This is a genomic window from Mycetocola sp. 2940 (assembly GCF_040548835.1).
In the GTDB taxonomy this organism is placed as follows: Bacteria; Actinomycetota; Actinomycetes; order Actinomycetales; family Microbacteriaceae; genus Mycetocola_A.
Map to the genome: position 1 here is coordinate 81,838 of NZ_JBEPSK010000006.1, position 20,393 is coordinate 102,230.

Here is a 20,393-nt window from a genome sequence, read left to right on the forward strand (position 1 = left end):
CCTTAGGGCGGAACGGACGTCTACCTACTCTGCAAGCCAGGCGGTGTAACGTTCGTAATACTCGGTGTTCTGATCCCGCAGCGCTTCCACGTCCACGATGGCAGCCAGGGCGAGGCGTTCCTCGGTGCCGGGAAGGTACTCGAGGGTCTCTTCGCTGATGTACTGGTATGCCTCCTTGGATACCGGAGCGTAGCCACTTCCCTCGGCGAAGACTGCCTGACGCTTCGGGTCCGCCATGAAGCGCGCGACGTCCTGCATTGCGTCCGCGTTGGGCGCATCAGCGGTGATGGTGTAAGCCGCCCACGAGAAGATGTTCTGGTTCCAAACAAGCTTGATATCAGGATCCTCTTTCGCAAGCGCTGCCGCTCGACCGCTCGGGATCAGTGCAATATCGACACTGCCCGCCTGGAACCCCTGCGCGAGCGCCGCGTAGCTCTCGTACACTGTGATGTTCGGTTTAAGCTCGTCGAGTTTCGCAAACGCGCGATCCAGGTCGAGTGGGTAGAGCTCGTCCTTCGCAACGCCATCCGCCATCAGCGCCGCCTCAGCGGTGTTGATGTAGTACGACGGGAAGCCTCGCTTGCCTGGGAACTTATCGACATCCCAGAAGTCTGCCCAATCTTCCGGCGCCGAATCGAACGCCGACTCGCGGTATGCGACCAGGAAGGACTGACCATACCCGCTAACTGAGTAGTCCTTGATCTCCTCCGGAAGCAGATCAGCGCGCGGGATGTCCGAGTCCAACTTTGCGATGTAGTCGGCCTCCGACCAGTTCAGAAGGTCATACGCGTCTGCCTCGAGCGAGTTCCAATCGGGCTTGCCCGATTCTAACGTCTGGATGTAGCGCGCATAGTCGGCGGGAACCTGTGTGATCTTGACGCCAGTCTCGTCGGCGTAGTCGTCAAAATATGCTTCGTCCAGGGCGTCCGAGATCGGTCCCTGGTATGTGCCGAAGACCAATTCGACGTCACTGGTTTTGCCGTTGCTGCCGGTATTGCTGCTGGCGCTACTGCATCCAGCCAGTACTACCGTGGCGACGCCTATCGCGATTGAGGCCGTCGCAACGCGGCGGAGGCGGGAAATGGGTTTGCTCATGGGTTGCTCCTCTGTCGGGTTCTCTTGGTGCGGTCGGCGTCGGCCCATGGGTCTACCGGCAGGCACCGCCTATTTGATACATTATGGGAGTGCGGTATCATTTGGTCAAGCACAATCAAATAAGAGTGGGCTCACACTCGGATGAGTCAAACTCATCTGTCGCCGATTCTGATAGCATACTCTCACTTTCGATTTCATCAAAGGAAGGCTCCTCATGCGGCCATTCGCCGGCACTGCAACGAAGCGGCGCGTAGCCGCGTGCCCACTCGATCGAGTAGTCCAGGAAAGGTCGGCGTTCTGATGGAAAAGGAACTCGACCTTCGAAGCGCGCTAAACGTGCTCGATCCGCGACCTGTTCTGGGCGCGCTCGCCTTGCTAACAGGTGATCGATCACTACTTGACCCTGCGCTCCAGCCCACAGCCGACCTTGCCGTGGATACCGTGCGCCGTTCGTTGGCCGCCGTTCTGGCGGCAGAGGCGATCGAAGCAGGCGGGCTTCCCGAAACACCAGCCCAGCACGACCTGTCGATCGAGGAGGTGGTCACCTTCCTCACCGGCCAGTCCGACGCCCAGTTCCACGCTCTCCTCCGCACGCATGTCCGGCAGAGCCCCGGAACACCCGCCCCGACAGGTTTGCGCGTCGGGATTATCGGTGGAGGTCTATCAGGCATCGCCTCGGCCATTCGCCTGAGTGCGGACGGTCATGCCGTGCACATCCTTGAACGCGACAGCGGATTCGGTGGCACCTGGTTTCAGAATGACTATCCGGGGTGCCGGCTCGACACCAACAACTTCACCTATACGTACAGCTTCGCGCAGCCTGACACGTGGCCGAACTTCTACTCCACGCAAGGGGAGGTCTTGACCTACCTGGAGGACGTAGCGGCCTCTCACCATCTCCAAGCCTCGACGACGTTCGGTGCGACGGTGCGCCGGTGCGAATGGGTCGAGAGTCGGCGCGTGTGGCAGGTCGACTACGACGTCGAGGGCTCGGCGCATTCGGAAGAGTTCGATGCAGTGGTCAGTGCCGTCGGGCAGCTCGGCGTGCCGCGCATCCCGCGCCTGACCGGCATTGACGAGTTCGCCGGAACGATCGTGCATTCCAATCGCTGGGCTCATGATCTCCCCGTTGCAGGAAAGCGCGTTGGCGTAGTTGGAACTGGTGCAACAGGATTCCAGATCATTCCGGAATTGGCGGAGGATGCCGACCAACTGGTTGTATTTCAGCGATCGGCACCGTGGATCTCGCCCACACCGGAGTATCGGCAGGCGATGCCGCAGGCCGCCCTCGACCTGCTCGTCGAGCTTCCGGGCTTGTCGATGTGGTATCGCTTCTGGCAGTTCTGGAATTCTGTCGAAGGGCGGTTGGGTCTGACCGAAATCGAGGCCGGATGGGATGACCCTCGTTCTGTCTCCTCAACGAATGAGTCACTGCGCAGAACGCTCACCGAATATATCGAGGCGCAGTTCGCAGATCGGCCCGATCTGCTTCAGAAAGTAGTTCCCGACTATCCGCCGGGGTCCAAGCGCATGCTGCGCGACGATGGAAATTGGGCGCGCACTCTGAAGCGCCCCAATGTGCGGCTTGAGACGGACTCGATCGCGGCAGTCACTCAACGCGGCGTGCGACTCGTCACCGGGGAAGAGATCGAGCTCGACGTTCTGGTATTCGCCAGTGGCTTCGAGGCCTCTGAGTTCTTGCCCGGGATCGAGGTGCGCGGGCGCGAAGGCATCGAGATTCACGATTTCTGGAACGGCGAGAGTCGCGCGTACCTGGGATCTCTGGTGCCGAATTTCCCCAATCTATTTCTGGTCTACGGTCCAAACACGAACCTGGTCGTCAACGGCAGCATCATGTTCATGGCCGAGTGCTCGGTCGACTTTGCGCGGTCCTCCCTCCAGCTGATCGACGAGCGCGGCGGCACAGTCGAAGTGACACCTGATGCGTATCACGCGTTTATTGACGATATGAACAGTGGAAACGCCCGCCGGGCATGGGGGCAGCCCTCTGTTACGAACTGGTACAAGAACTCCGCTGGCGCAGTAACGCAGGTCTGGCCGTACTCATTGTTGGATTTCTGGGAGCGTACCCACACCATCACGGCCGGGGACCTCATCGTCCAGTCGGCGCAGCTGGCGCCTCAAAGCGCCTGAGCCTCACCGTTCAAGATTGCAAAGGAGAAGCGCATGATCGACTACGCGTCCACATCGTTGGCGGACGGAGTTCTGGATGCCGCGTTCGAGCAGCGGCTCGCCGAAATCCGGGCCGGTGAGCCTTCACGGGTCTCGAACCTCGTCGGAGGGCAGGAAGTGGCAACAACCGCCGTGATCACGCGGCGTGACCCCGTCGTCGATGTCGCCGTGTCCGAGGCATTCGTTGCCGGTGCGCACGAGGTGGAAGCTGCCGTGCGCTCCGCGAGCAACGCGTTCCCCGCGTGGCGCTCGATGCCTACGGCGGAGCGGCTCACGAGGGTCCGATCGGCGGCTCACCTTATTGCCGACGCGCGCACCGACATCGCCGCGACCACCTCGGCGGAGACCGGCAAGACCAGGCTTGAGGCATACGGGGAGGTGCAGGAAGTGGTCGATATGATCGAACACTACTGCGCAACTTTCGAGGCCGCGCGCGGCTACGAGCAACGTCAAGCTTCATCATTCTCCGAGCTCAACATCGATCTGCTCGTCCCCTACGGCGTATTCGGCGTGATCGCGCCATTCAACTTTCCGGTCGCGCTCAGCGCCGGGATGATGCTCGGCGCGCTCATTACCGGAAACACTGTCGTCCTGAAGCCCAGCGACAAGGCTCCGCTTTCAACCTTCTTGGTCGCGCGAGCGCTGTCCAGCGTCCTGCCTGACGGCGTTCTCAATGTGGTTCACGGGGGAGCCGATGTCGGCCGACTGTTGGTCGACTCCGACGTCGACGGAATCGCCTTCACCGGATCGGCCGACGTGGGGTGGCAGATCTTCCGCACATCGCAGGACCGACGTCTGCCCCGCCCTGTGCTGGCGGAGATGGGCGGTCATAATGCCGCCATTGTGGCATCCTCTGCTGATGTGTCCGCCGCCGCGCAAGGGATCGTGCGATCGGCGTTCGGACTTTCGGGTCAGAAGTGCAGCGCGTGCCGTCGGGTAGTGGTCGATGCGGCCGTGGCGGACGAGCTGATGCGCGAGATCATCGAGCGATCGCAGAAATTGATCGTCGGCGATCCGATACATGAAGACACCTTCATGGGCCCTGTGATCGATGATGCAATCGGTCACCGAATCGACGAGGCTCTCACTATTGCGAGAGTAGACGGTGCATCGATAACCGGCGGCCGTGTCGATCGTCCCGGGAACTTCTTCGCTCCAACGATCGTCTCTGGCCTGCCCATTGGCCACGCTCTTACCCGCGAAGAACTTTTCGCACCCGTGCTTACTCTCACCGTCGTGAACAGCTTCGAAGAGGCGTTGGCCGAGGCAAATGCAACTGACTATGGCCTGTCGGCCGGCCTTTTCAGCACCAATCCCGACGAGATCCAGACTTTTCTGAACGAGATGCAAGCGGGCGTCCTTTACGTGAATCGACCGCAGGGTGCCACCACAGGTGCGTGGCCCGGAGTGCAGTCTTTCGCTGGGTGGAAGCGGTCGGGAAGCACAGGAAAGGGTGGCCTCGGCGTCCATTACCTCCAGGGTTTCATGCGCGAGCAGAGCCGAACGATCACTATCTCCTGATCCACCAGCACGTCGGGGACGACGCCAATAGAAGGAATCCGATGACCCTTACACCACTCCCGGAATTCGCCGGATCGAACGTGCTCATCACGGGCGCGTCCGGAGGTCTTGGCGCTGCGGCGGCACGCTACTTCTCCGCTGCCGGTGCCAACCTCGCACTTGCGGACCTGCGTCGCGACGGACTGAACGCCACTACTTCTGAGCTGGAAGGTCCGGGAAGGACCGAATCCTTCACCGTGGACGTCAGCGATCCTGCCTCGGTCTCGACCCTGGTGGAATCAGCGCTCCGCGCCCTGGGCTCGGTCGACGTCCTGCTCAACATCGCCGGCATCCTCGGGCCAATCGCTACGACCGAGGAATATCCGGCGGATGCGTTCGAGAAGGTCCTGCGCGTCAATGCTTTCGGGACTTATCTCGTCACGAAGGCAGTGCTACCCGCAATGCGCGAGAACGGCGGGGGCGCAATCGTAAACGTGAGCTCGGTCTCCGCTGTGCGCGGTGTCGCGAACGAGATCGGGTACGGCGCCTCGAAGGCGGCGGTCACCCAGATTACGAGAAACGTCGCCCTTGAATACGCTGCTCATCGTGTGCGCATCAATGCCGTCGCACCCGGTTGGATCGACACCGACATGATGTCCGAACTCAGCGCGGCGCGCTCCGGTACAGACACGCGAGATAACGTTGCTCGCTATGGAGTCAGCGGACGAGCCGCGCAACCGTCGGAGATCGTCGAGGCGATGGCCTTCCTGGCGTCGCCGCGGGCGTCGTACATCAACGGCACGATCCTGACCGTCGACGGCGGTATGACTGTTTGCTGACGCCTTCCACTAGCAATGACCTGGCGACGGACTGGCCGAGGCCTTGACGGTTTGAACGCACGTCTCTAGATGTAGGCGAGAACAATTCGCGAAGCGTGATGAGGCCTGAAGAAGTCGCTGTTGTGCAAGCTGACATAAAGCGAGGGTTAGCAGGATCTCCTTCCGGTCGCCTAGCGTGATGCGCCTTTGCGGATTAGCCTAGTGACGGCGTCTGGAGAACGATCGGTCCTGAGCCACCTGAACAGCCGCGCGTCCCGTCGGCCAGCCATGATCCACGCCTGATGTAAGCGGATCTGAACCATGCGTGCCACCGTGCAGACGGCCGAGACGTGGCGGCCGTCCGAGCCCAAATCGATACATCGGCGGGAATGACCTCGGACGTCCCCAAAGTATTTGGGGGATTCTTTAAGCGTGCGCATGAGCGTAGTCGGCCGCCAGGATGAATGCGGAAGAACTCGGCCGGCTCGATCGCGATCCCGGCGAAGTGCGAGGTGATCATCGTGGAAGGCACCGGCGTCATTCGCGATGAGGTCCAGGACTTTGTCGACGCGTCCGTCTGGGTGCAATCCGACTATGAGGAAGCCACGCGCCGGGCGATCGCACGCGACGCCGAGGCCGGGGTCAACGCGACGAAGCAGCCGCTCTTGCCTTCTGGGACCAGTGGCAAGCCGAAGAAGCGCCATTTCTCGCGCACCAACGACCTTGGGATCGAGGTGTTGCAGGCAGTACGCCCCATCATCGAGCGCCATCCCGACGCTTACGAGACCGCCACGGTCGGACTTATCGCGCCCCTCGAAAATCAGCGCGGGAAAAAGCCAGTTGCGCGCACGACGCTGTAGTCAACTGAGGCGCTACCGGGGCCGCGGGTGGAGATAGCGGACCTACGCTCATCCCGTCTGTGTGGCCAGCCGGGTGCGATCGTGGCCTAGGCAAGGACACCCGCCAGGAGAACCGTGCCCGGTCAGGGGACATCTCCCCGGGGTCTCTTCACTCTATGGGACGACCGTATGTGGCACGGACCGCACTCCGGCGCATGGGTGCAAGCGTTGTGAGGAGTGGTCTCCCGCGCGACCCTGACCGGCTATCCTCGTGGCTCGCGGACTCTGTCGTTCTCTTCGACGGGCGACGCCAGCATCAATTGCACTCCAAGGTCGCGGATGCCACCGGCGGCCCCTTCGCTCAGGTCGCCGTCTGTGACGATCGACGTGAATTCTCGGAGGGCGATCGCGGAATGCAAGCTGAACGATCCGTATTTGGAACTGTCTGCGACGAGAACGGCTTCAGACGTTGTCGCGAGGGCCGCTGTTTTTACTTGAACCTTGCTGGGGGAGGGACTGGTGACGCCGTGTTTAACGCTCCAGGAGCTCGCGCTGATGATCGCGAGATCCGTATTCAGCTTCGCCAGAGTCGTCGCGGCGAGAGGTCCGACCGTTGACCGGTTGGCCCATTCGATCTGACCGCCGATATGTACCGCGTCTATGTTGCCGATTGCTCCGAGTTCGTCCACAATCGCGAAATCGTTGGTGATGACTGTGAGGCCTGAGCGTCCCAGGAGGTGCGGGACGATTGCCAGAGTGGTAGTGCCGGCGTCGAGATATACGACCATCTCGTCGCGAATGAGCGTTGATGCCAGCGCCGCGATGCTCGCTTTGCGACCGGTTTCCAATGTGGACTTGTCGATTCGACTCGGTTCGGTGCGCACGTGGCTGGCTAGACGGACGCCCCCGGCGATACTGATCGCCTTGCCGTCGTGTTCAAGCGCGGCGATGTCACGGCGGATCGTCATGTGGGAGACGCCAAGGAGATCGGTGAGTTGGTGCACGCTGAGCACTTGATCCCGGTGCAGCTGGCGAAGGATCATCTCTCGCCGCTGTTCGGGGATCAGCGGCGTGTCCGGCGGCATGAAAGTCGAAACCATACGTTCAGGGTAATGTTTCATGTTGCTATCAGGGACGGCGCGTAGATGCGTTCTGCCGTGTCGTGGAAGAAGGCTTTCTGCTGCTCATCTGGAAGCGAGCTGGTGATTTCGAGATAGCCGTCGAGCATGTCACCGTAGCTCGTGAACATGCCGTCGACAGGGAAGTTACTGCCGAACATGACTCGGTCGGCTCCGAAGATGTCCACCATCGCGAGGACGACGTCACGGTTGAGATCTACCGTCCAAGGCTGTCCAGCAACACAGAGACCGGACGCTTTGATGACGACGTTGGGCAGTGCTGCGACAGTCTCCAATGCAGGCAACCAGCCGGCAATCGTCGACGGCTCGCGGTCTAGCAGCACGCCCGAGTGATTGACGATGAGGGTCGTCTCAGGGAAGTCTCGCGCGAGCTCCACGGCTTCGCGGAGGTTCCACCATGGGGTCTGGAGTTCGAAGTGGAGGCCGTGGTCGGAAAGGAGGGCGTAGCCTGCCCGCCAGAGCTCGTTCGACATGAGCGTGCGGTCGACGCCTACGGTTGCCAGGTTTGAAGGGCCGCCCGGTTTGTGGCGCACGCTTCGGACGATCCCAAACGATGCCTGCTGCTCCAGCACGTGCGCCACATCGGGTGCATCCAGCCACGCCTGCGCGGCCATCGCGCCGGGCACTCCCGTAGCTGCGGAGAGGTCGTTGACGTAGCGGGTCTCACCGATCGGGTCCGTCGGATCCCATTCAGCCTCCATGTAGACGCTCGCGACGACAGAGGTGTCGTCGACATCCGCGAGGTAGTCGGCGGGGAGATAGTCCCGCTTGATCGAGCCGTAGTCGCCGTAGCGGTGCGGCACCATTTCCTCGGGGGTCAGCCAGGGGTACAGGTTTCGTTGCAGATCCCAAACGTGGTGGTGTGCATCGATGACGGGGCCGTCGTATTTGTGCCCCTGGCTGACCTGGTCAGGCATTAGCGGAGACCTTGTCCTTCTTAGAGGTGCCGTTGAAGTTGATCGAGAGAGAGCCGATCAGGTACACGGCTGCGGCGCCGGCGAGGAAGATCAGGACGGCGGTGTAGCCGCCGGTGACCTCGAGCAGCACGCCCGCAACGATGGGGACGATGATTCCTGCGGAGGTGCCCGCGAAGTTCATGACGCCGCCGACGAGGCCGATCCTGTCAGGTTTGGCAAGCATCGCGGGGATGGTCCAGTACAGGCCGCCGAACAGGTTGAAGAACACTCCCACGCAGAGCAGCGTGACCGCTGTCGTTGCGTCCGTGACTGTAGGAAGAATCAGCAACGCGATAAGGCTGAGGGCGCCGGATCCGCCGAACAAAAGTTTGAAGGAGACGTTCCGAGAGAAGCGCTTCTGCAGGCGATCCGCTAGGAAGCCGCTGAGGATCTCACCGAGGGCACCGCAGAGGAAGATGAGGAAGATCGCAAAGCCCATGGCCTTCAGGTCCAGCCCGCGAGCGGAGGACAGGTAGCTCGGACCCCAGGTGACCAGGCCCCAGAACACCATGGCCCAGGAGAGGCGACCAATGACCATCGCGATGATGTTAGCCCGGCTCACGCCTGGCTTCTCACCCTCGGCTTCAGCCGCGGTCTCGATGAGGGCGACTTCTTCTTCGTTAACGAGGGAGTGCTCCGCAGGCTTGTTGCGGATGTACAGGTAAACGAGGATGCCGACGACGATGGTCGCGACGCCGATGATGAGGAACGACCAGCGCCAAGAGCCCGTGGTGGAGATGAGCCAAGCGATGAGCAATCCGCCGAAGGCTGCGCCGAGCGGGGCGCCGCTGTCGATGAGCGTAACGCCACTTGCTCGGCGTTTCGGTGGCATCCATGCGGCAACGATCTTGCTCGCCGATGCCATGTATGGTGCCTCGAACGCGCCGAGCCCGATGCGGGAAAGGATGAGCATTAGACCGTTGGCAGCGAGGCCGGCCAGTGCGGTAAACGAACCCCAGATGACCGCAGCGACCCCGATCACCCGGCGGGGTCCGAACTTGTCTGCAGCGAGCCCGCCTGGGATCTGCATGAGGCAGTAGCTCCAGAAGAATGCGCTCAGGATAAGCCCCTGCATGGTGGGCGTGAGTTTGAACTCTTCGCTGATGGTCGGAAGAGCGACGCCGAGCGCGGCCCTGTCGATGCAGTTGACCGTGTAGAAGACGAACAGGACGATCACCACGCTCCAGCGAATCGCTGTAGCTTTGCGTGGCGGTGCGGCCCTGCGTTCCGTTTCTGTCGTTGTGGCGCTCATGGTGCTCCTTTGCATCGGGTTTTGGTGGGTTGAGGGGGTCTTAATTTTGGGGGTCTTAATAGGTAGCTGGTGCTTCGTTCCACGCCTCGAGCAGTGCGGGGTCGAAACCGGACACGTCGTCGATGGTGAGGAGTTCGCCCTGAGCGATGTCGCGCGCGGTCGTGGCGAATGACAACAGGTAGAGCGGAGCGATGTTGGCCGGTGCCTCCGCGCGGTTCAGAAGCACGGCATCGACGCCGGTGACGTCGTGGTGGTGGCCACCCATTGTGAGGACGGTCCCGGCAGGGAGTTCCCGCGTGGCGCGACCTCCGAGTACAACTGCCCCCAGTGCCGTCGGATAGCCGGCGGAGATTTTGAGACGGGCGGCAGCGAGAATCGTCATTGGCGTTTCCATGCCCATGAAGTGGTAGGGGAGGTAGATCGCTGCGTAGCGACCGTTGCGGCTGACGACATGGCCTTTTTCGGCCAAGATCGTCCAGGTGGTGGAGTCATGCGTCCGTACCACCACGAAGACCCCACCGGCAAAGCTCGCTTCGCCTTTCAGGCGGAGGGCGCTGAAGACGTCGATGCGCCCCGTGTCCGACAGGATTCCTCCGTGCTCGCGGAGCGAATAGATATCGGCGAGTTCGGCGGTGCGTGCGACGGGGTAGTGCAGGCGCTCGGTGTCAGGCACGAAGCCGCCGTTTGTGGCGACGACCGCCATTTCGCAGTAGTCGGCGGTGGCGCGACGGTTCAGGGCGGCGACCTGCTCGGCGCGGGCCGACAAGGTGTCCTCGATATCGTCCGAGAGGAATAGAAGGTCGAGCAGCCCGGGTGCGTCGATCGTCTCCTCCAGCTGGGTGAGTTCTCCAGTCGAAGCGTTGAGCACGAGGTCGTACTCGCTCGACTTGCCGACGGCGACGATGTCGAGTCCGAGGGATCGGACCCAGCTGACGAGCGAGAGTAGATTTGCCGGCTGGTCGCCGCCCGCAAGGGTGTAGACCACGCCGTGTTGCTGGGCCATATTGAGCAGGTGCGGTCCGGCGACGGAGTCGACCTCTTTGCTTACCATGGCGACGTGCCGCTGGGCGGCGATGGCGCCACGTGCAGCATCCAGGCCGATCGCCGGATTGCCGGTCGCCTCCACGAGCACATCGAAGTCGTACGTCGTTAAGCGCCCGATCTCGTCCGTGAGCACGATCGTGCCCGGCGCCGCGTCAACCGAAATGGCGTTCGTGTTGGCAAGGACGAGGGACCCTTCGTCATAGCCGAGGTTGAGAAGAGTGGCACGGAGGCCCTCAAGGTCGAGGTCGCACAGCACGGCGGGATGGATCGCGGGGATGAGCAGGAGCTGCGAGAGCAAGGTCCGTGCGTAGGCTCCGTTCGCCCCGGTCAGCGCGACCCGGATGGGCTGGTCGTTCGCGCTCCGGAGGAGAAGTTCAAAGTTCACCGCAGTTCCTAACATCGTTGGTATGTTCCGACAGTACCCACATTTTCACAAATACTGCAACTTATTTATCAAATCATCACATGCTAGTGTGAACCAACGAAGGAGTGACAATGGACGTTCTCGGCTGCATAGCTGATGATTTCACCGGGGCGACGGACGTCGGGGCAGCGCTGGTGCATTCGGGGTATCGCACAAAAGTGATCATCGATTCATCCGTTCCATTCGCCGCGGACGACGTAGACGCGTATGTCATCGCCCTGAAATCACGCACGACCCCTGTTGAAGATGCGGTTCGCGTGAGTCTGGACGCAGTCGATTCCCTTCTCGCTGCTGGCGCTGAGCGCTTCTACTTCAAGTACTGCTCGACCTTTGACTCAACGCCGAGCGGAAATATCGGCCCGGTGACCGACGCCATGCTGAGCAGGCTCGGTCTCAACACCGCACTAATGGTTCCTTCGTTCCCTGCGAACGGCAGAACTGTCTATCAGGGACACCTCTTCGTCCATGATCAGTTGCTCAGCGAGAGCCCGATGCGCACGCACCCTCTCACGCCGATGACCGACTCCAATCTCGAGACAATTCTTGCGCCGCAGACGGACAACGCCATCCGCAGGGTTGGGCTCCACACCGTACGCTCAGCCGAAGCAGAACTGCGAGCCGCCCTGGAAGCTCCGGAACAAGACAGCACATCCCTGGTCATCGTGGACGCGATCGACGAAGACGATCTGGCTCGAATCTCCGCCGCGGCTCCCTACCGGGCGCTTCTCACCGGCGGCGCAGGACTCGCCGGAAACCTCTCGAGTGAGAGCAGGAGCACTCGCGCCGGCGCGATCACGACCACAGAGGGCTACCGACTCGTCGTCAGCGGATCGGCCTCGCAGATGACCCGCGCACAGACTGCCGCAGCCCGCGTACACATGCCATCCCTTAAGCTCGACGTGGCAGCACTAATGCACAACTCGCAGGCGGAGATCGGTCGGGCCGTTGACTGGGCCATCGACGCATGGGCGACCGGAGCAAACACACCGGTCCTCGTCTTTGCCACGGAGACCGAAGATGACCTCGGCGCCACAGCAGATAACCGCGCGGAGGCCGCAGCCGCGTTTGAGCACGCCCTCGCCGAAATCACCGCCGAATCCGTGGCCGCCGGGGTCCGCCAAGTTATCGTCGCGGGCGGAGAGACCTCCGGAGCAGTCGTCTCGCGCCTGGGAATCTCAGAACTGCGCATCGGCCCGGCAATCGCACCAGGCGTCGTATGGGCGGAAGCCCGCGATGCCAATGGAACCATGCTGAACCTCGCCCTTAAATCCGGAAACTTCGGTGACATCAACCTCTTCAGCACCGCATGGGAGCAACTGGAATGAGCACAGTCCGCAAAGAACTCGTCTCCATGGGACGCGAACTCGTCGACGCTGGCCTCAGCCCCGGTCGCTCCGGCAACCTCAGTATTCGCACGGGCAATACGATCATCATGACGCCAACGAACGTGAGCCTGGGATCGCTCAGCGTAAACGCGCTCTCGATCGTCTCGCTCGACGGCACGCATCTCGACGGACCGCGTCCTTCCAAGGAAGTGCCGTTGCATCTGGCAATGTATCGCCGCGACCCGGCTGCCCAGTCAGTTGTGCACGTGCACTCGGAGAACGCGACCGCGGCGTCGTGCGTTGAGCCGTGGAGTGCACATCACGCAATACTTCCCGCAACGCCATACTTGCTCATGAAGGTCGGGCAAGTGCCGCTCATCCCGTACTTCGCCCCAGGCGACCCGGCCCAAGCCGACGCGATTCTCAGGTTTGACTTAACCTTCTCGGCGGCTCTGCTTGCCAACCACGGGTCGATCGCCGCATTCCCCACGCTCGCGCAAGCGCAAACCGCTGTCACGGAGATCGAGGAGGCCGCGAGAACTGCTTTGCTCATTCGGGGGCAGAACTTTCGCCTGCTCACAGGCGAACAAATCGTCGAACTCACTGAGCGGAACGGGACTCCATGGACCCCAGGGGTTCCGTCGCAGGCTGACGTGGCAACCTTCGTCCGAGGAGCCGCCCGAGGTCCACTCGGTGTGGCCGATTGGGACCAGGCGTCAACGGGACGTTGATGTCACCGAATCCGCCTTGCATGGTCTGACGGGGCGGCGTGAGTGCGGCGCCGTACGTAAGAGGCGTTATCCGCAAGGCGCCTCTTCCCCGGTGGGTGAGGTGTACTCCGAAATTCAGCACAACTGCTGCCGGCCGTCGACTGGCCTGATGCCATCGGAGCTAATGCGATAGCACCAGCTCAGGGGGCATGTCCTTAGGCCCGGAAGCTCCAGCTTTCGGGTGAGGACCCGGGAGCGGGGTTACATAAACGATCGTCCGTGAGACACGAGGCTGAACGACCCGCGTTCCGGCGTGTCGACGTCTCACATCCGGTGTCCGCGTTCTATAACAGGCGCTGGCTCAGCATTCTGAGCGCGGATCCCTGAGGCGAGTAGCCTTAGTGGAGTATCATCGGATCCGCATCGGGCCCGCTGAAGCTAGTTCGAATGCGGGTGGCACGCAGAAGGCACGAGCGAAGAAACGCACCACAGAATGCCCGAGATTCCGGGGCTAGCAGCTCAGCGGGCGAGAACTGGGACTTCTAGCTGTCCCTCACACGAATGCGGTGGCCGGTCGGGCGGTCGCATTCGTCGTTGTGACGAGGAACCGGCGCATGCGGCGAGGAGCGTCCACTGTCACCCTCGGCGGGTGAGATCCGGCACCGGAACAGAGCAGGCCGTGGCGTCGAGGGCACGCTGGTGCCAAGCTACGATTCAGGGCGCGTGCAGCGACGCGCTGCGAAGGGAAGGGTCTCGAAATGGGTGCGCAGAAAACGCAGTCTCGCTCCCCGGTCGGAGGCGACACGTCGAAGGCGGGCATGTGGGGGTTTTTCACCGGAGTCATCACGGCAGCGCTCATCGCCGTGCCGCTGTCGGCAGCCTTCGCCTTCGCCACCCACCCGGAGACACGGTTCCTGTTCACCAACGCCGTCGACGTGTCGGCCGGGGGATACGCGACGTTCTGGTGGGTCGCCACGATTTTCCTTCTCTCGCTGCCGTTCCTCGTCGGTTTCGGCGTGGCCCGGATGTCGCGCCAGACGCTGGGAATCGTCGCCGGTGTCGTCGTGGTGTTCCTCATCGCGCTGCTCGTGCTCGCCCAGGTCCTGTTCTGGTAGCTGTCCGAAACCCGCCTTCGACGGCTGGCGCGCGACCCAGACTCACCCCGGGCGTCAGGCTTCCGCGGGAAGAAGCTCAGCGACCAGCGCCTGGACGCGAGCTTTGATATCGTCACGGATCGGCCGGACCTCGTCGATGCTCTTCCCCTTCGGGTCGACGAGCTCCCAGTCCTCGTATCGCTTGCCGGGGAAGATGGGGCAGACATCGCCGCAACCCATCGTGATCACGACGTCGGAGTCGCGAACCTGATCGGTGGTCATCAGCTGGGGGACGGCCTGGGAGATGTCGATCCCGTCTTCGGCCATGGCCTGGATTGCCATCGGGTTGATCTGGTCGCCGGGCTCCGATCCACCTGAGCGCACCTCGACGGCGCCGCCGGAGAGTTCCCGCAGGTAACCCGCGGCCATCTGGGAGCGTCCCGCGTTGTGAACGCAGACAAAGAGAACGGTGGGCTTGGTTGGCATCGGGACCCTCACAGTCGGTTATCCAAAAGCATAGACGGTCATCTATTGGTGCGGGACCGGATGGCATGCGAATTCATGCCGCGTTCACCTGAAGCGTCGACAGCAGGTCCCGCACGCGGGCGTCGATGTCGTCACGGATCTCCCGCACCCGTGCCAGGGGGAGTCCCACTGGATCCTCCAGATCCCAGTCGAGGTAGCGTCGCCCGGGGTAGACAGGACAGGCATCGCCGCAGCCCATCGTGATCACGACGTCGGCCGCGCGGACCACGTCGTCGGTGAGGGGCTTCGGGTACTCGCCGCCGATCGGCACACCGATCTCGTCGAGTGCGGTGACGACGACCGCCCGAAGGGCGCTGGCCGGTGCGGAGCCGGCTGTGCGCACGTGCACGCGGTCGCCTGCCAGATGGCGGAGGATGCCGGCGGCCATCTGGGAGCGTCCCGCGTTCTGCACACACACGAACAGCACTTCCGGGATGCCGTGCCCCGGCAGATCGGCTGACGCGAGGGCGGAGAGGCGGTCGGCGGCGAAACGCGAGGTCAGGGACGGGAGATGACGCGTGATGTTCGCCCGTTCGGCGAGCAGCGCGAAGCTCTCTCGGACGTACCGGTCGACGGTCTCTCGCGCGAAGGTGCCGACGAACCGGGCGGCCAGGTCTTCGGAGATCCGGTCCAGCACTCCGTCGTCGGGCGTGCCCTCGTGGCCGGCACCCAGAAGATCTGTCACCCGGTCGACCTGGTCAGGACGAACGGAATACCAAACGTTCCGGCCCTCGGGCTCGCGATCAAGAAAACCCTCGTCGAAAAGAGCCTTGAGGTGGTGACTCACCGTCGGTTGGCGGAGTTTGAGTTCGGCGGCCAGGGCGCCGACGGCCGCTCTGCCGTAGTCGCTGTCCAGGAGAAGGGACATGATCCGCGCACGGGTGGGATCGGCGAGAAGCCGCAGTTCGCTGGTCGACCCCGAGATAACCATAGATCGCAGTCTATGCGTATGCTTGGCCGGTGACCATCGAGCCCCCAGCCATTCTCCGCCGAGTGTCCGCAGAATTTGTCGGGTCCGCCTCCCTCACGACAATCGTCGTCGGCTCAGGAGTCGCCGCAACGAACCTCACCCAGGATGTGGCCCTGCAGCTCCTGATCAACGCAATCGTCACCGCTTTCGGGCTCTTCGTGCTGATCACCGTTCTCGGACCGCTGAGCGGCGCGCACTTCAACCCTCTGGTGTCGGCCGTCGACTACGCCCTAGGGCTCCGCGGTCTCCGGGACATCGGGCCGTACGTACTCGCGGGTGCTGGGCTGCGTGTCCGGCTGCATCCTCGCCAATGCAATGTTCGAACTGCCGCTCGTCTCGTGGAGCGGAAACGACCGCTCCACGGCCGGCCACCTGCTGTCAGAGGTTGTTGCCACCGCCGGTTTGATCTTCGTCATCTTCGCCCTCGACCGAACCGGCCGTGCGCATTTCTCAGCGGCGGTCGTGGCTACGTACATCGGCGCCGCCTACTTCTTCACCAGCTCCACCAGCTTCGCCAACCCCGCCATCACGATCGGCCGGATGTTCTCGGACACGTTCGCCGGAATCGCCCCGACCTCGGTTCTCCCGTATCTCGGTGCGCAATGTCTCGGTGCCGTCGTTGGGTGTGTTGCGGTCAGGGCCCTGGCCCCCTCGCGACCCGTACCGGCCGCCCCCGCACCGCAGCTCGTACGGTGAGCTCGGGCTCGAGCGCCGCGCTCGCTACCGCAGTTCGATCTGGACCGGGAACTCGTTTTCGATGCTGCCGTCTTCTGCGCTGTAGTTGAAAGCCACCAGATCGTAGAACCCCGGGGGCAGGCCGGCCGGGATCGTGACGATCTCGCCGAACGGTGACTCAACACCACCCTCAGCGGTCATCAGGTCGCGGGAGTACACGGCGGCACCGGCGGCATCCCGCAGCTCGACGGTGAGGGCGGCTTCGAACACGGTCGCGAGTCCCTGTACCGAAAGATTTCCACCGGCGTCGACCACGTCGCCACAGACCGGGCTGGTCAGCATGATCAGCGGATGCTCCGGCGAGAGGGTGATCGGTCGTTCGACCAGGTTGATCATGGATCCGTCTTTCGCGCTCAACTCATACGCGCGCAGGGTGACGGGGGCAGCGATGTCCTGCTCCGGCGCGAAGCCCAGGCGAGCCTGCCAGGTTCCACGCGTCCCGCTCCCGGACGTCGCCATCAGGTGGCGCATGCAGAGGATGTCGCCTGCCTCGTTCACGATGTCGACGGTGAGCGCCGCCTCGAAGGTATTGGCGGTGCCTTCCGCGTCAACCGGCACAGTGACTCGAGCGCCATCGGCCGGCAGGTCGATCGTGATGGTGTCGGCCCCGGGGGTAGACGTCGGTGTCTCGGACGGCGTCGGTGTCGATGGCGTCCGTGTCGATGGCGTCTGGGTCGATGACGAAGGCGAAGCCGTCGGCCCCGGATTCGGAGCGCAGCCTGTGACGAGAACAATTCCGGCGAGCAACGCCGCCGCACACATCAGAACTCCGGACCGAGGCATCGCGCAGTGTCCCTTCTGCCGACAATTGTAGCGCGACCGGGGTTTTCGCCGCTGATTCGTTGCCAAAGATTTACCGGCTTGAGGCGAGCGCGTACCCGGTCCGGCCGGGACGGCTACCCGCCCGCCTGCGGCTCCAGCTTCAGGGTCGTCTCCATGGCGCTCGCGCCGACAACCGAGCCCACGATGCGCGGGCCGTAGCGGTCGTATTTGGCGTGATAGGCGGCGTCGATGTCCCGCTGAGCGGATGCCGCGGCGTCGGTGAAGACGACGTCCTTCTCGACCCCCCCGGCCCTGACCCGCCCGGTACCGCTGGCTTTCGCACGAACGAACCACGGGTTGTCCGAGCCGTACGCGGACCGGACGTAGATGTCGTTTCCCGCCCGCACGACCCAGATCCTCACATACGGGCGTAACGTGCCGTCTTTCCGCCTCGAGGCGATGAGAAGTTCCTCAGCGCCGCCCACGCGGGAAAGCTCGTCGCTGGTCCACGCGGTCGTCATGATCGTTCTCGCCCTGACGTTTGCGCTGTGCCCTGGGGCAGGATCTCCATGTCGCCTCCTCGAATCGATCGTCTCCAGGGGATCGATTGTCTTCAGGATCCACCGTACGCAGGAGATGTCCGACACGACAGGCTCCGAGCAGGTACCGGCAGAGCCTGTCTCGAAGCACCGGCCTGACCTATCGTCGTTCCATGGAGAATCGTCAGGACATCCGTGAATTCCTCGCCTCGCGGCGGGCGAAGATCACCCCGGAACAGGCCAAACTGCCGGCTTACGGCGGGAACCGGCGCGTTGCGGGACTGCGGCGCGAAGAAGTCGCCATGCTCGCCGGGGTGAGCGTCGACTACTACACCAAGCTCGAACGTGGAACCTTCGGCACCGTATCCGAGGGGGTGCTCAACGCGATCGCGCGGGCGCTTCAACTCGACGAAGCCGAACACGAGCACCTCCTGCGCCTCGCCGGAGCCCGGGCCACGGTCCGGCCCGCCCCACGACGCGCTGCACGGCAGAACGTGCGGCAGGCCGTGCAGCGGGTGGTCGACGGGCTCTCCGACGCTCCCGCCTTCGTGCGCAATACCCGGCGGGATCTTCTCGCCAGCAACGCTCTCGGACGCGCCCTCTACTCGGAGCTGTACGCGGACGCTGAGGCCGGCTCGCCGGTCAACACGGCACGCTTCCTCTTTCTCAACCCTCGCGCACGCGCGTTCTTCCTCGACTGGGCGAAGGCAGCTGCCGACATGGTGGCGAACCTCCGCATCGAAGTCGGCCGTGACCCGCACGATTCACAACTGCAGGAACTCATAGGCGATCTGCTGGCCCGCAGATACGAGTTCCGCTCCCTCTGGGCGGCCCACGATGTGCGCTACCACGACACCGGGTTCAAGGCGGTCCACCATCCGGTCGTCGGTGACCTCTACCTCACGTTCGAGGCGATGGAGCTTCCCGCCGACCCGGGGCAGTCGCTCATCGTGTACGGAACCGAACCCGGGTCGCCCAGCGAGGAGAGGCTGCGCCTTCTCGCGAGCTGGGCGGCGACGGCCGGTGAACCGGTCCGGGCAGGCACGCCGGATCCCATCGCCTGAGCCGCCCCACTGGTGCGCCGGACTGCGGCCGTAGTACCCTGACGAGGCGGCGTGTCACACGCCCGATTCCCTGACCGGCGGCCCACACCCACCGGCTGTGCGGGAACAAGGTGATCTCTCATCGTGACAGGCATACCTCGACATGATCTCTTTCAATCGTGGTCGGCGCGTATCCGGTGTGGGGCGGAGAGCGCGCCCCTGACCACGGGAGAGAGCACCATGACCGAGCAGCATTCCCTCAAGAAGAGGATCCGGGAGCGGATGGAACGCACCGGTGAGAGTTACACCGCCGCCCACCGCCGCATCCTGGCCGAGCGGCGACACTCCGGCCATCCGGCAGCGGTGACCGGCTATCCCGCCTTCGGCAGTGACGAGCACACCCCGTCGGCACTCTGCCGCCACATGCTCGCCGTGGACGATATCGGCGTCTCCGAACCGATGGCCTTCGGCCTTGGCGGCGGCATCGGGTTCCTCTACGCCGTCTTCGAGTACCGTCAGGTTCCGCACCCTCTGCTCACCATCGTGGCGCAGCACCATCCGCAGCCCTGGCTCGATGCGGTCGCCGGCCATCTCGGCCTCGACCTGTCGACGGTGACCTCGAGCGCGCCAGGCGCGGCGCTGAAGAAACTCGATGCGGCCCTCGATGCGGGGCGTCCTGCGATGCTCACCGTCGGACGCGGGCTTCTGCCGTGGCACGGAGACACGCGGGTGGAGGAGGCGGCAGACCCCTACCCGATCGTCGTCGCCGGTCGGGCCGACGGCCGATACCTCGTTGACGACTCGGCACCGGAGCCGCACCTCCTGACTTCGGACCAACTCGCCGCAGCGTGGGGCGCCCACCGTGCCGGGCGCTTCCGACTGGAAACGCTTCGCCCACCCGCTGCCGCGCCAGACCTTGCCGTGGCCGTGCGGGCGTCGATCGCCACCACCACAGCTCATTTGACCGGACCCGTTCTGGGCAACGCGTTCGACGTCAACGTGGGGCTCAGCGGCATGGAACGGCTGCTCGCAGATCTCGAGGACACCACAACGAAGAAGGGGTGGAGGCGCCGCTTCGGCCCACCGGAGGCCTTCGGCGTGGGCATGACGCGACTCGCCGAGTGCCTCACCTGGGCGCACACCGCACCGGGGGCGGGTCGGTCGCTCTACGGTGCCTTCCTCGAGGAGGCGGGACCAATCACGGGCCTCGAACTGGCATCCGCCGCGGAGGCAGCGCGGGATGCCGGTTCCCAGTGGGCCGGAATCGCCGATGTCGCCGCCGCCGCGACCCAGCCCGACGTCACGATCCCGGATCTCGCCGACCGGGTCCGTTCGGTTCTGGGCGTGGAACGCCGGCTGGTCTCCGAGTTGCAGCACGCACTCGCCGCAGGTTGACCGCGTAACCGGCCGGTCACAAGTTGGTTTCGTCG

General features: G+C 63.5%; 19 protein-coding genes and 1 pseudogene. 11 read left to right on the top strand and 9 right to left on the bottom strand.

Annotated features, from left to right (window positions below; all coding sequences use genetic code 11):
- Positions 1-24 precede the first annotated feature (24 nt).
- A complete protein-coding gene (locus ABIE24_RS10610) occupies positions 25-1,095 on the bottom strand; it encodes an extracellular solute-binding protein (protein ID WP_354499428.1) in 1,071 nt (356 codons plus the stop codon).
- 300 nt (positions 1,096-1,395) lie between these two features.
- On the opposite strand from ABIE24_RS10610, the gene ABIE24_RS10615 reads away from it, so the two are divergent.
- From ABIE24_RS10615 to ABIE24_RS10630, 4 genes are all read left to right on the top strand, one after another.
- A complete protein-coding gene (locus ABIE24_RS10615; protein ID WP_354499430.1) occupies positions 1,396-3,249 on the top strand; it encodes a flavin-containing monooxygenase in 1,854 nt (617 codons plus the stop codon).
- 33 nt (positions 3,250-3,282) lie between these two features.
- Positions 3,283-4,809: an aldehyde dehydrogenase family protein gene (locus tag ABIE24_RS10620; protein ID WP_354499431.1), complete on the top strand. Its 1,527-nt coding sequence runs from the start codon at positions 3,283-3,285 to the stop codon at positions 4,807-4,809.
- Positions 4,810-4,850: 41 nt separating this feature from the next.
- Entirely contained in the window at positions 4,851-5,627 is a 777-nt protein-coding gene (locus tag ABIE24_RS10625; RefSeq protein WP_354499433.1) for an SDR family NAD(P)-dependent oxidoreductase, read from the top strand.
- A 443-nt stretch (positions 5,628-6,070) separates the two neighbouring features.
- Entirely contained in the window at positions 6,071-6,466 is a 396-nt protein-coding gene (locus ABIE24_RS10630; RefSeq protein ID WP_354499435.1) for a nucleoside/nucleotide kinase family protein, read from the top strand.
- A 242-nt stretch (positions 6,467-6,708) separates the two neighbouring features.
- Here ABIE24_RS10630 and ABIE24_RS10635 read toward each other — a convergent pair whose 3' ends face one another.
- From ABIE24_RS10635 to ABIE24_RS10650, 4 genes are read right to left on the bottom strand one after another with little or no spacing between them, the layout of a single operon-like run.
- On the bottom strand, positions 6,709-7,545 hold the full coding sequence (locus ABIE24_RS10635; protein ID WP_354499437.1) for a DeoR/GlpR family DNA-binding transcription regulator: 837 nt from the start codon (positions 7,543-7,545) through the stop codon (positions 6,709-6,711).
- A 17-nt stretch (positions 7,546-7,562) separates the two neighbouring features.
- Positions 7,563-8,501, bottom strand: coding sequence for an amidohydrolase family protein (locus ABIE24_RS10640; RefSeq protein WP_354499439.1), 939 nt, complete (start codon positions 8,499-8,501; stop codon positions 7,563-7,565).
- Positions 8,494-9,792, bottom strand: coding sequence for an MFS transporter (locus tag ABIE24_RS10645; RefSeq protein ID WP_354499441.1), 1,299 nt, complete (start codon positions 9,790-9,792; stop codon positions 8,494-8,496). The genes ABIE24_RS10640 and ABIE24_RS10645 overlap by 8 nt, the downstream gene beginning before the upstream one ends.
- A 55-nt stretch (positions 9,793-9,847) precedes the next feature.
- Positions 9,848-11,221, bottom strand: coding sequence for a homoserine dehydrogenase (locus ABIE24_RS10650; RefSeq protein WP_354499443.1), 1,374 nt, complete (start codon positions 11,219-11,221; stop codon positions 9,848-9,850).
- A 110-nt stretch (positions 11,222-11,331) separates the two neighbouring features.
- On the opposite strand from ABIE24_RS10650, the gene otnK reads away from it, so the two are divergent.
- From otnK to ABIE24_RS10665, 3 genes are all read left to right on the top strand, one after another.
- Positions 11,332-12,585: a 3-oxo-tetronate kinase gene (gene otnK, locus ABIE24_RS10655; RefSeq protein ID WP_354499445.1), complete on the top strand. Its 1,254-nt coding sequence runs from the start codon at positions 11,332-11,334 to the stop codon at positions 12,583-12,585.
- Complete coding sequence (locus ABIE24_RS10660; RefSeq protein WP_354499447.1) at positions 12,582-13,316, top strand: class II aldolase/adducin family protein; 735 nt, start codon at positions 12,582-12,584, stop codon at positions 13,314-13,316. The genes otnK and ABIE24_RS10660 overlap by 4 nt, the downstream gene beginning before the upstream one ends.
- Before the next feature lie 737 nt (positions 13,317-14,053).
- Entirely contained in the window at positions 14,054-14,410 is a 357-nt protein-coding gene (locus tag ABIE24_RS10665) for a hypothetical protein (RefSeq protein ID WP_354499449.1), read from the top strand.
- Positions 14,411-14,464: 54 nt separating this feature from the next.
- On the opposite strand, the gene ABIE24_RS10670 is transcribed toward ABIE24_RS10665, so the two are convergent.
- Entirely contained in the window at positions 14,465-14,875 is a 411-nt protein-coding gene (locus tag ABIE24_RS10670; RefSeq protein ID WP_354499450.1) for an arsenate reductase ArsC, read from the bottom strand.
- Between the two features lie 73 nt (positions 14,876-14,948).
- Positions 14,949-15,845, bottom strand: coding sequence for a metalloregulator ArsR/SmtB family transcription factor (locus ABIE24_RS10675; protein ID WP_354499452.1), 897 nt, complete (start codon positions 15,843-15,845; stop codon positions 14,949-14,951).
- 62 nt (positions 15,846-15,907) lie between these two features.
- Here ABIE24_RS10675 and ABIE24_RS10680 point away from each other — a divergent pair.
- Positions 15,908-16,036, top strand: a pseudogene (locus ABIE24_RS10680) (aquaporin family protein); the annotation flags it as partial.
- Between the two features lie 163 nt (positions 16,037-16,199).
- Positions 16,200-16,580: an aquaporin gene (locus ABIE24_RS10685; protein WP_354499454.1), complete on the top strand. Its 381-nt coding sequence runs from the start codon at positions 16,200-16,202 to the stop codon at positions 16,578-16,580.
- A 24-nt stretch (positions 16,581-16,604) separates the two neighbouring features.
- Here ABIE24_RS10685 and ABIE24_RS10690 read toward each other — a convergent pair whose 3' ends face one another.
- Entirely contained in the window at positions 16,605-17,402 is a 798-nt protein-coding gene (locus ABIE24_RS10690) for a Gmad2 immunoglobulin-like domain-containing protein (protein WP_354499456.1), read from the bottom strand.
- A gap of 113 nt (positions 17,403-17,515) precedes the next feature.
- The gene (locus tag ABIE24_RS10695) at positions 17,516-17,902 is read right to left on the bottom strand and encodes a DUF2255 family protein (protein ID WP_354499458.1); all 387 of its coding nucleotides are present in this window, start codon (positions 17,900-17,902) and stop codon (positions 17,516-17,518) included.
- A 191-nt stretch (positions 17,903-18,093) separates the two neighbouring features.
- On the opposite strand from ABIE24_RS10695, the gene ABIE24_RS10700 reads away from it, so the two are divergent.
- Together ABIE24_RS10700 and ABIE24_RS10705 are read left to right on the top strand one after the other, a co-directional pair.
- Entirely contained in the window at positions 18,094-18,984 is an 891-nt protein-coding gene (locus tag ABIE24_RS10700) for a helix-turn-helix transcriptional regulator (RefSeq protein ID WP_354499460.1), read from the top strand.
- A gap of 219 nt (positions 18,985-19,203) precedes the next feature.
- On the top strand, positions 19,204-20,358 hold the full coding sequence (locus ABIE24_RS10705; RefSeq protein ID WP_354499462.1) for a BtrH N-terminal domain-containing protein: 1,155 nt from the start codon (positions 19,204-19,206) through the stop codon (positions 20,356-20,358).
- Positions 20,359-20,393 lie beyond the last annotated feature (35 nt).

What these genes read in the sequence shown, in the direction of transcription:
- ABIE24_RS10610 (WP_354499428.1), bottom strand. Translation starts at nt 1,095, where the DNA reads ATGAGCAAACCCATTTCCCGCCTCCGCCGCGTTGCGACGGCCTCAATC.
- ABIE24_RS10615 (WP_354499430.1), top strand. Translation starts at nt 1,396, where the DNA reads ATGGAAAAGGAACTCGACCTTCGAAGCGCGCTAAACGTGCTCGATCCG.
- ABIE24_RS10620 (WP_354499431.1), top strand. Translation starts at nt 3,283, where the DNA reads ATGATCGACTACGCGTCCACATCGTTGGCGGACGGAGTTCTGGATGCC.
- ABIE24_RS10625 (WP_354499433.1), top strand. Translation starts at nt 4,851, where the DNA reads ATGACCCTTACACCACTCCCGGAATTCGCCGGATCGAACGTGCTCATC.
- ABIE24_RS10630 (WP_354499435.1), top strand. Translation starts at nt 6,071, where the DNA reads ATGCGGAAGAACTCGGCCGGCTCGATCGCGATCCCGGCGAAGTGCGAG.
- ABIE24_RS10635 (WP_354499437.1), bottom strand. Translation starts at nt 7,545, where the DNA reads ATGGTTTCGACTTTCATGCCGCCGGACACGCCGCTGATCCCCGAACAG.
- ABIE24_RS10640 (WP_354499439.1), bottom strand. Translation starts at nt 8,501, where the DNA reads ATGCCTGACCAGGTCAGCCAGGGGCACAAATACGACGGCCCCGTCATC.
- ABIE24_RS10645 (WP_354499441.1), bottom strand. Translation starts at nt 9,792, where the DNA reads ATGAGCGCCACAACGACAGAAACGGAACGCAGGGCCGCACCGCCACGC.
- otnK (WP_354499445.1), top strand. Translation starts at nt 11,332, where the DNA reads ATGGACGTTCTCGGCTGCATAGCTGATGATTTCACCGGGGCGACGGAC.
- ABIE24_RS10660 (WP_354499447.1), top strand. Translation starts at nt 12,582, where the DNA reads ATGAGCACAGTCCGCAAAGAACTCGTCTCCATGGGACGCGAACTCGTC.
- ABIE24_RS10665 (WP_354499449.1), top strand. Translation starts at nt 14,054, where the DNA reads ATGGGTGCGCAGAAAACGCAGTCTCGCTCCCCGGTCGGAGGCGACACG.
- ABIE24_RS10670 (WP_354499450.1), bottom strand. Translation starts at nt 14,875, where the DNA reads ATGCCAACCAAGCCCACCGTTCTCTTTGTCTGCGTTCACAACGCGGGA.
- ABIE24_RS10675 (WP_354499452.1), bottom strand. Translation starts at nt 15,845, where the DNA reads ATGGTTATCTCGGGGTCGACCAGCGAACTGCGGCTTCTCGCCGATCCC.
- ABIE24_RS10685 (WP_354499454.1), top strand. Translation starts at nt 16,200, where the DNA reads ATGTTCGAACTGCCGCTCGTCTCGTGGAGCGGAAACGACCGCTCCACG.
- ABIE24_RS10690 (WP_354499456.1), bottom strand. Translation starts at nt 17,402, where the DNA reads ATGCCTCGGTCCGGAGTTCTGATGTGTGCGGCGGCGTTGCTCGCCGGA.
- ABIE24_RS10695 (WP_354499458.1), bottom strand. Translation starts at nt 17,902, where the DNA reads ATGACGACCGCGTGGACCAGCGACGAGCTTTCCCGCGTGGGCGGCGCT.
- ABIE24_RS10700 (WP_354499460.1), top strand. Translation starts at nt 18,094, where the DNA reads ATGGAGAATCGTCAGGACATCCGTGAATTCCTCGCCTCGCGGCGGGCG.
- ABIE24_RS10705 (WP_354499462.1), top strand. Translation starts at nt 19,204, where the DNA reads ATGACCGAGCAGCATTCCCTCAAGAAGAGGATCCGGGAGCGGATGGAA.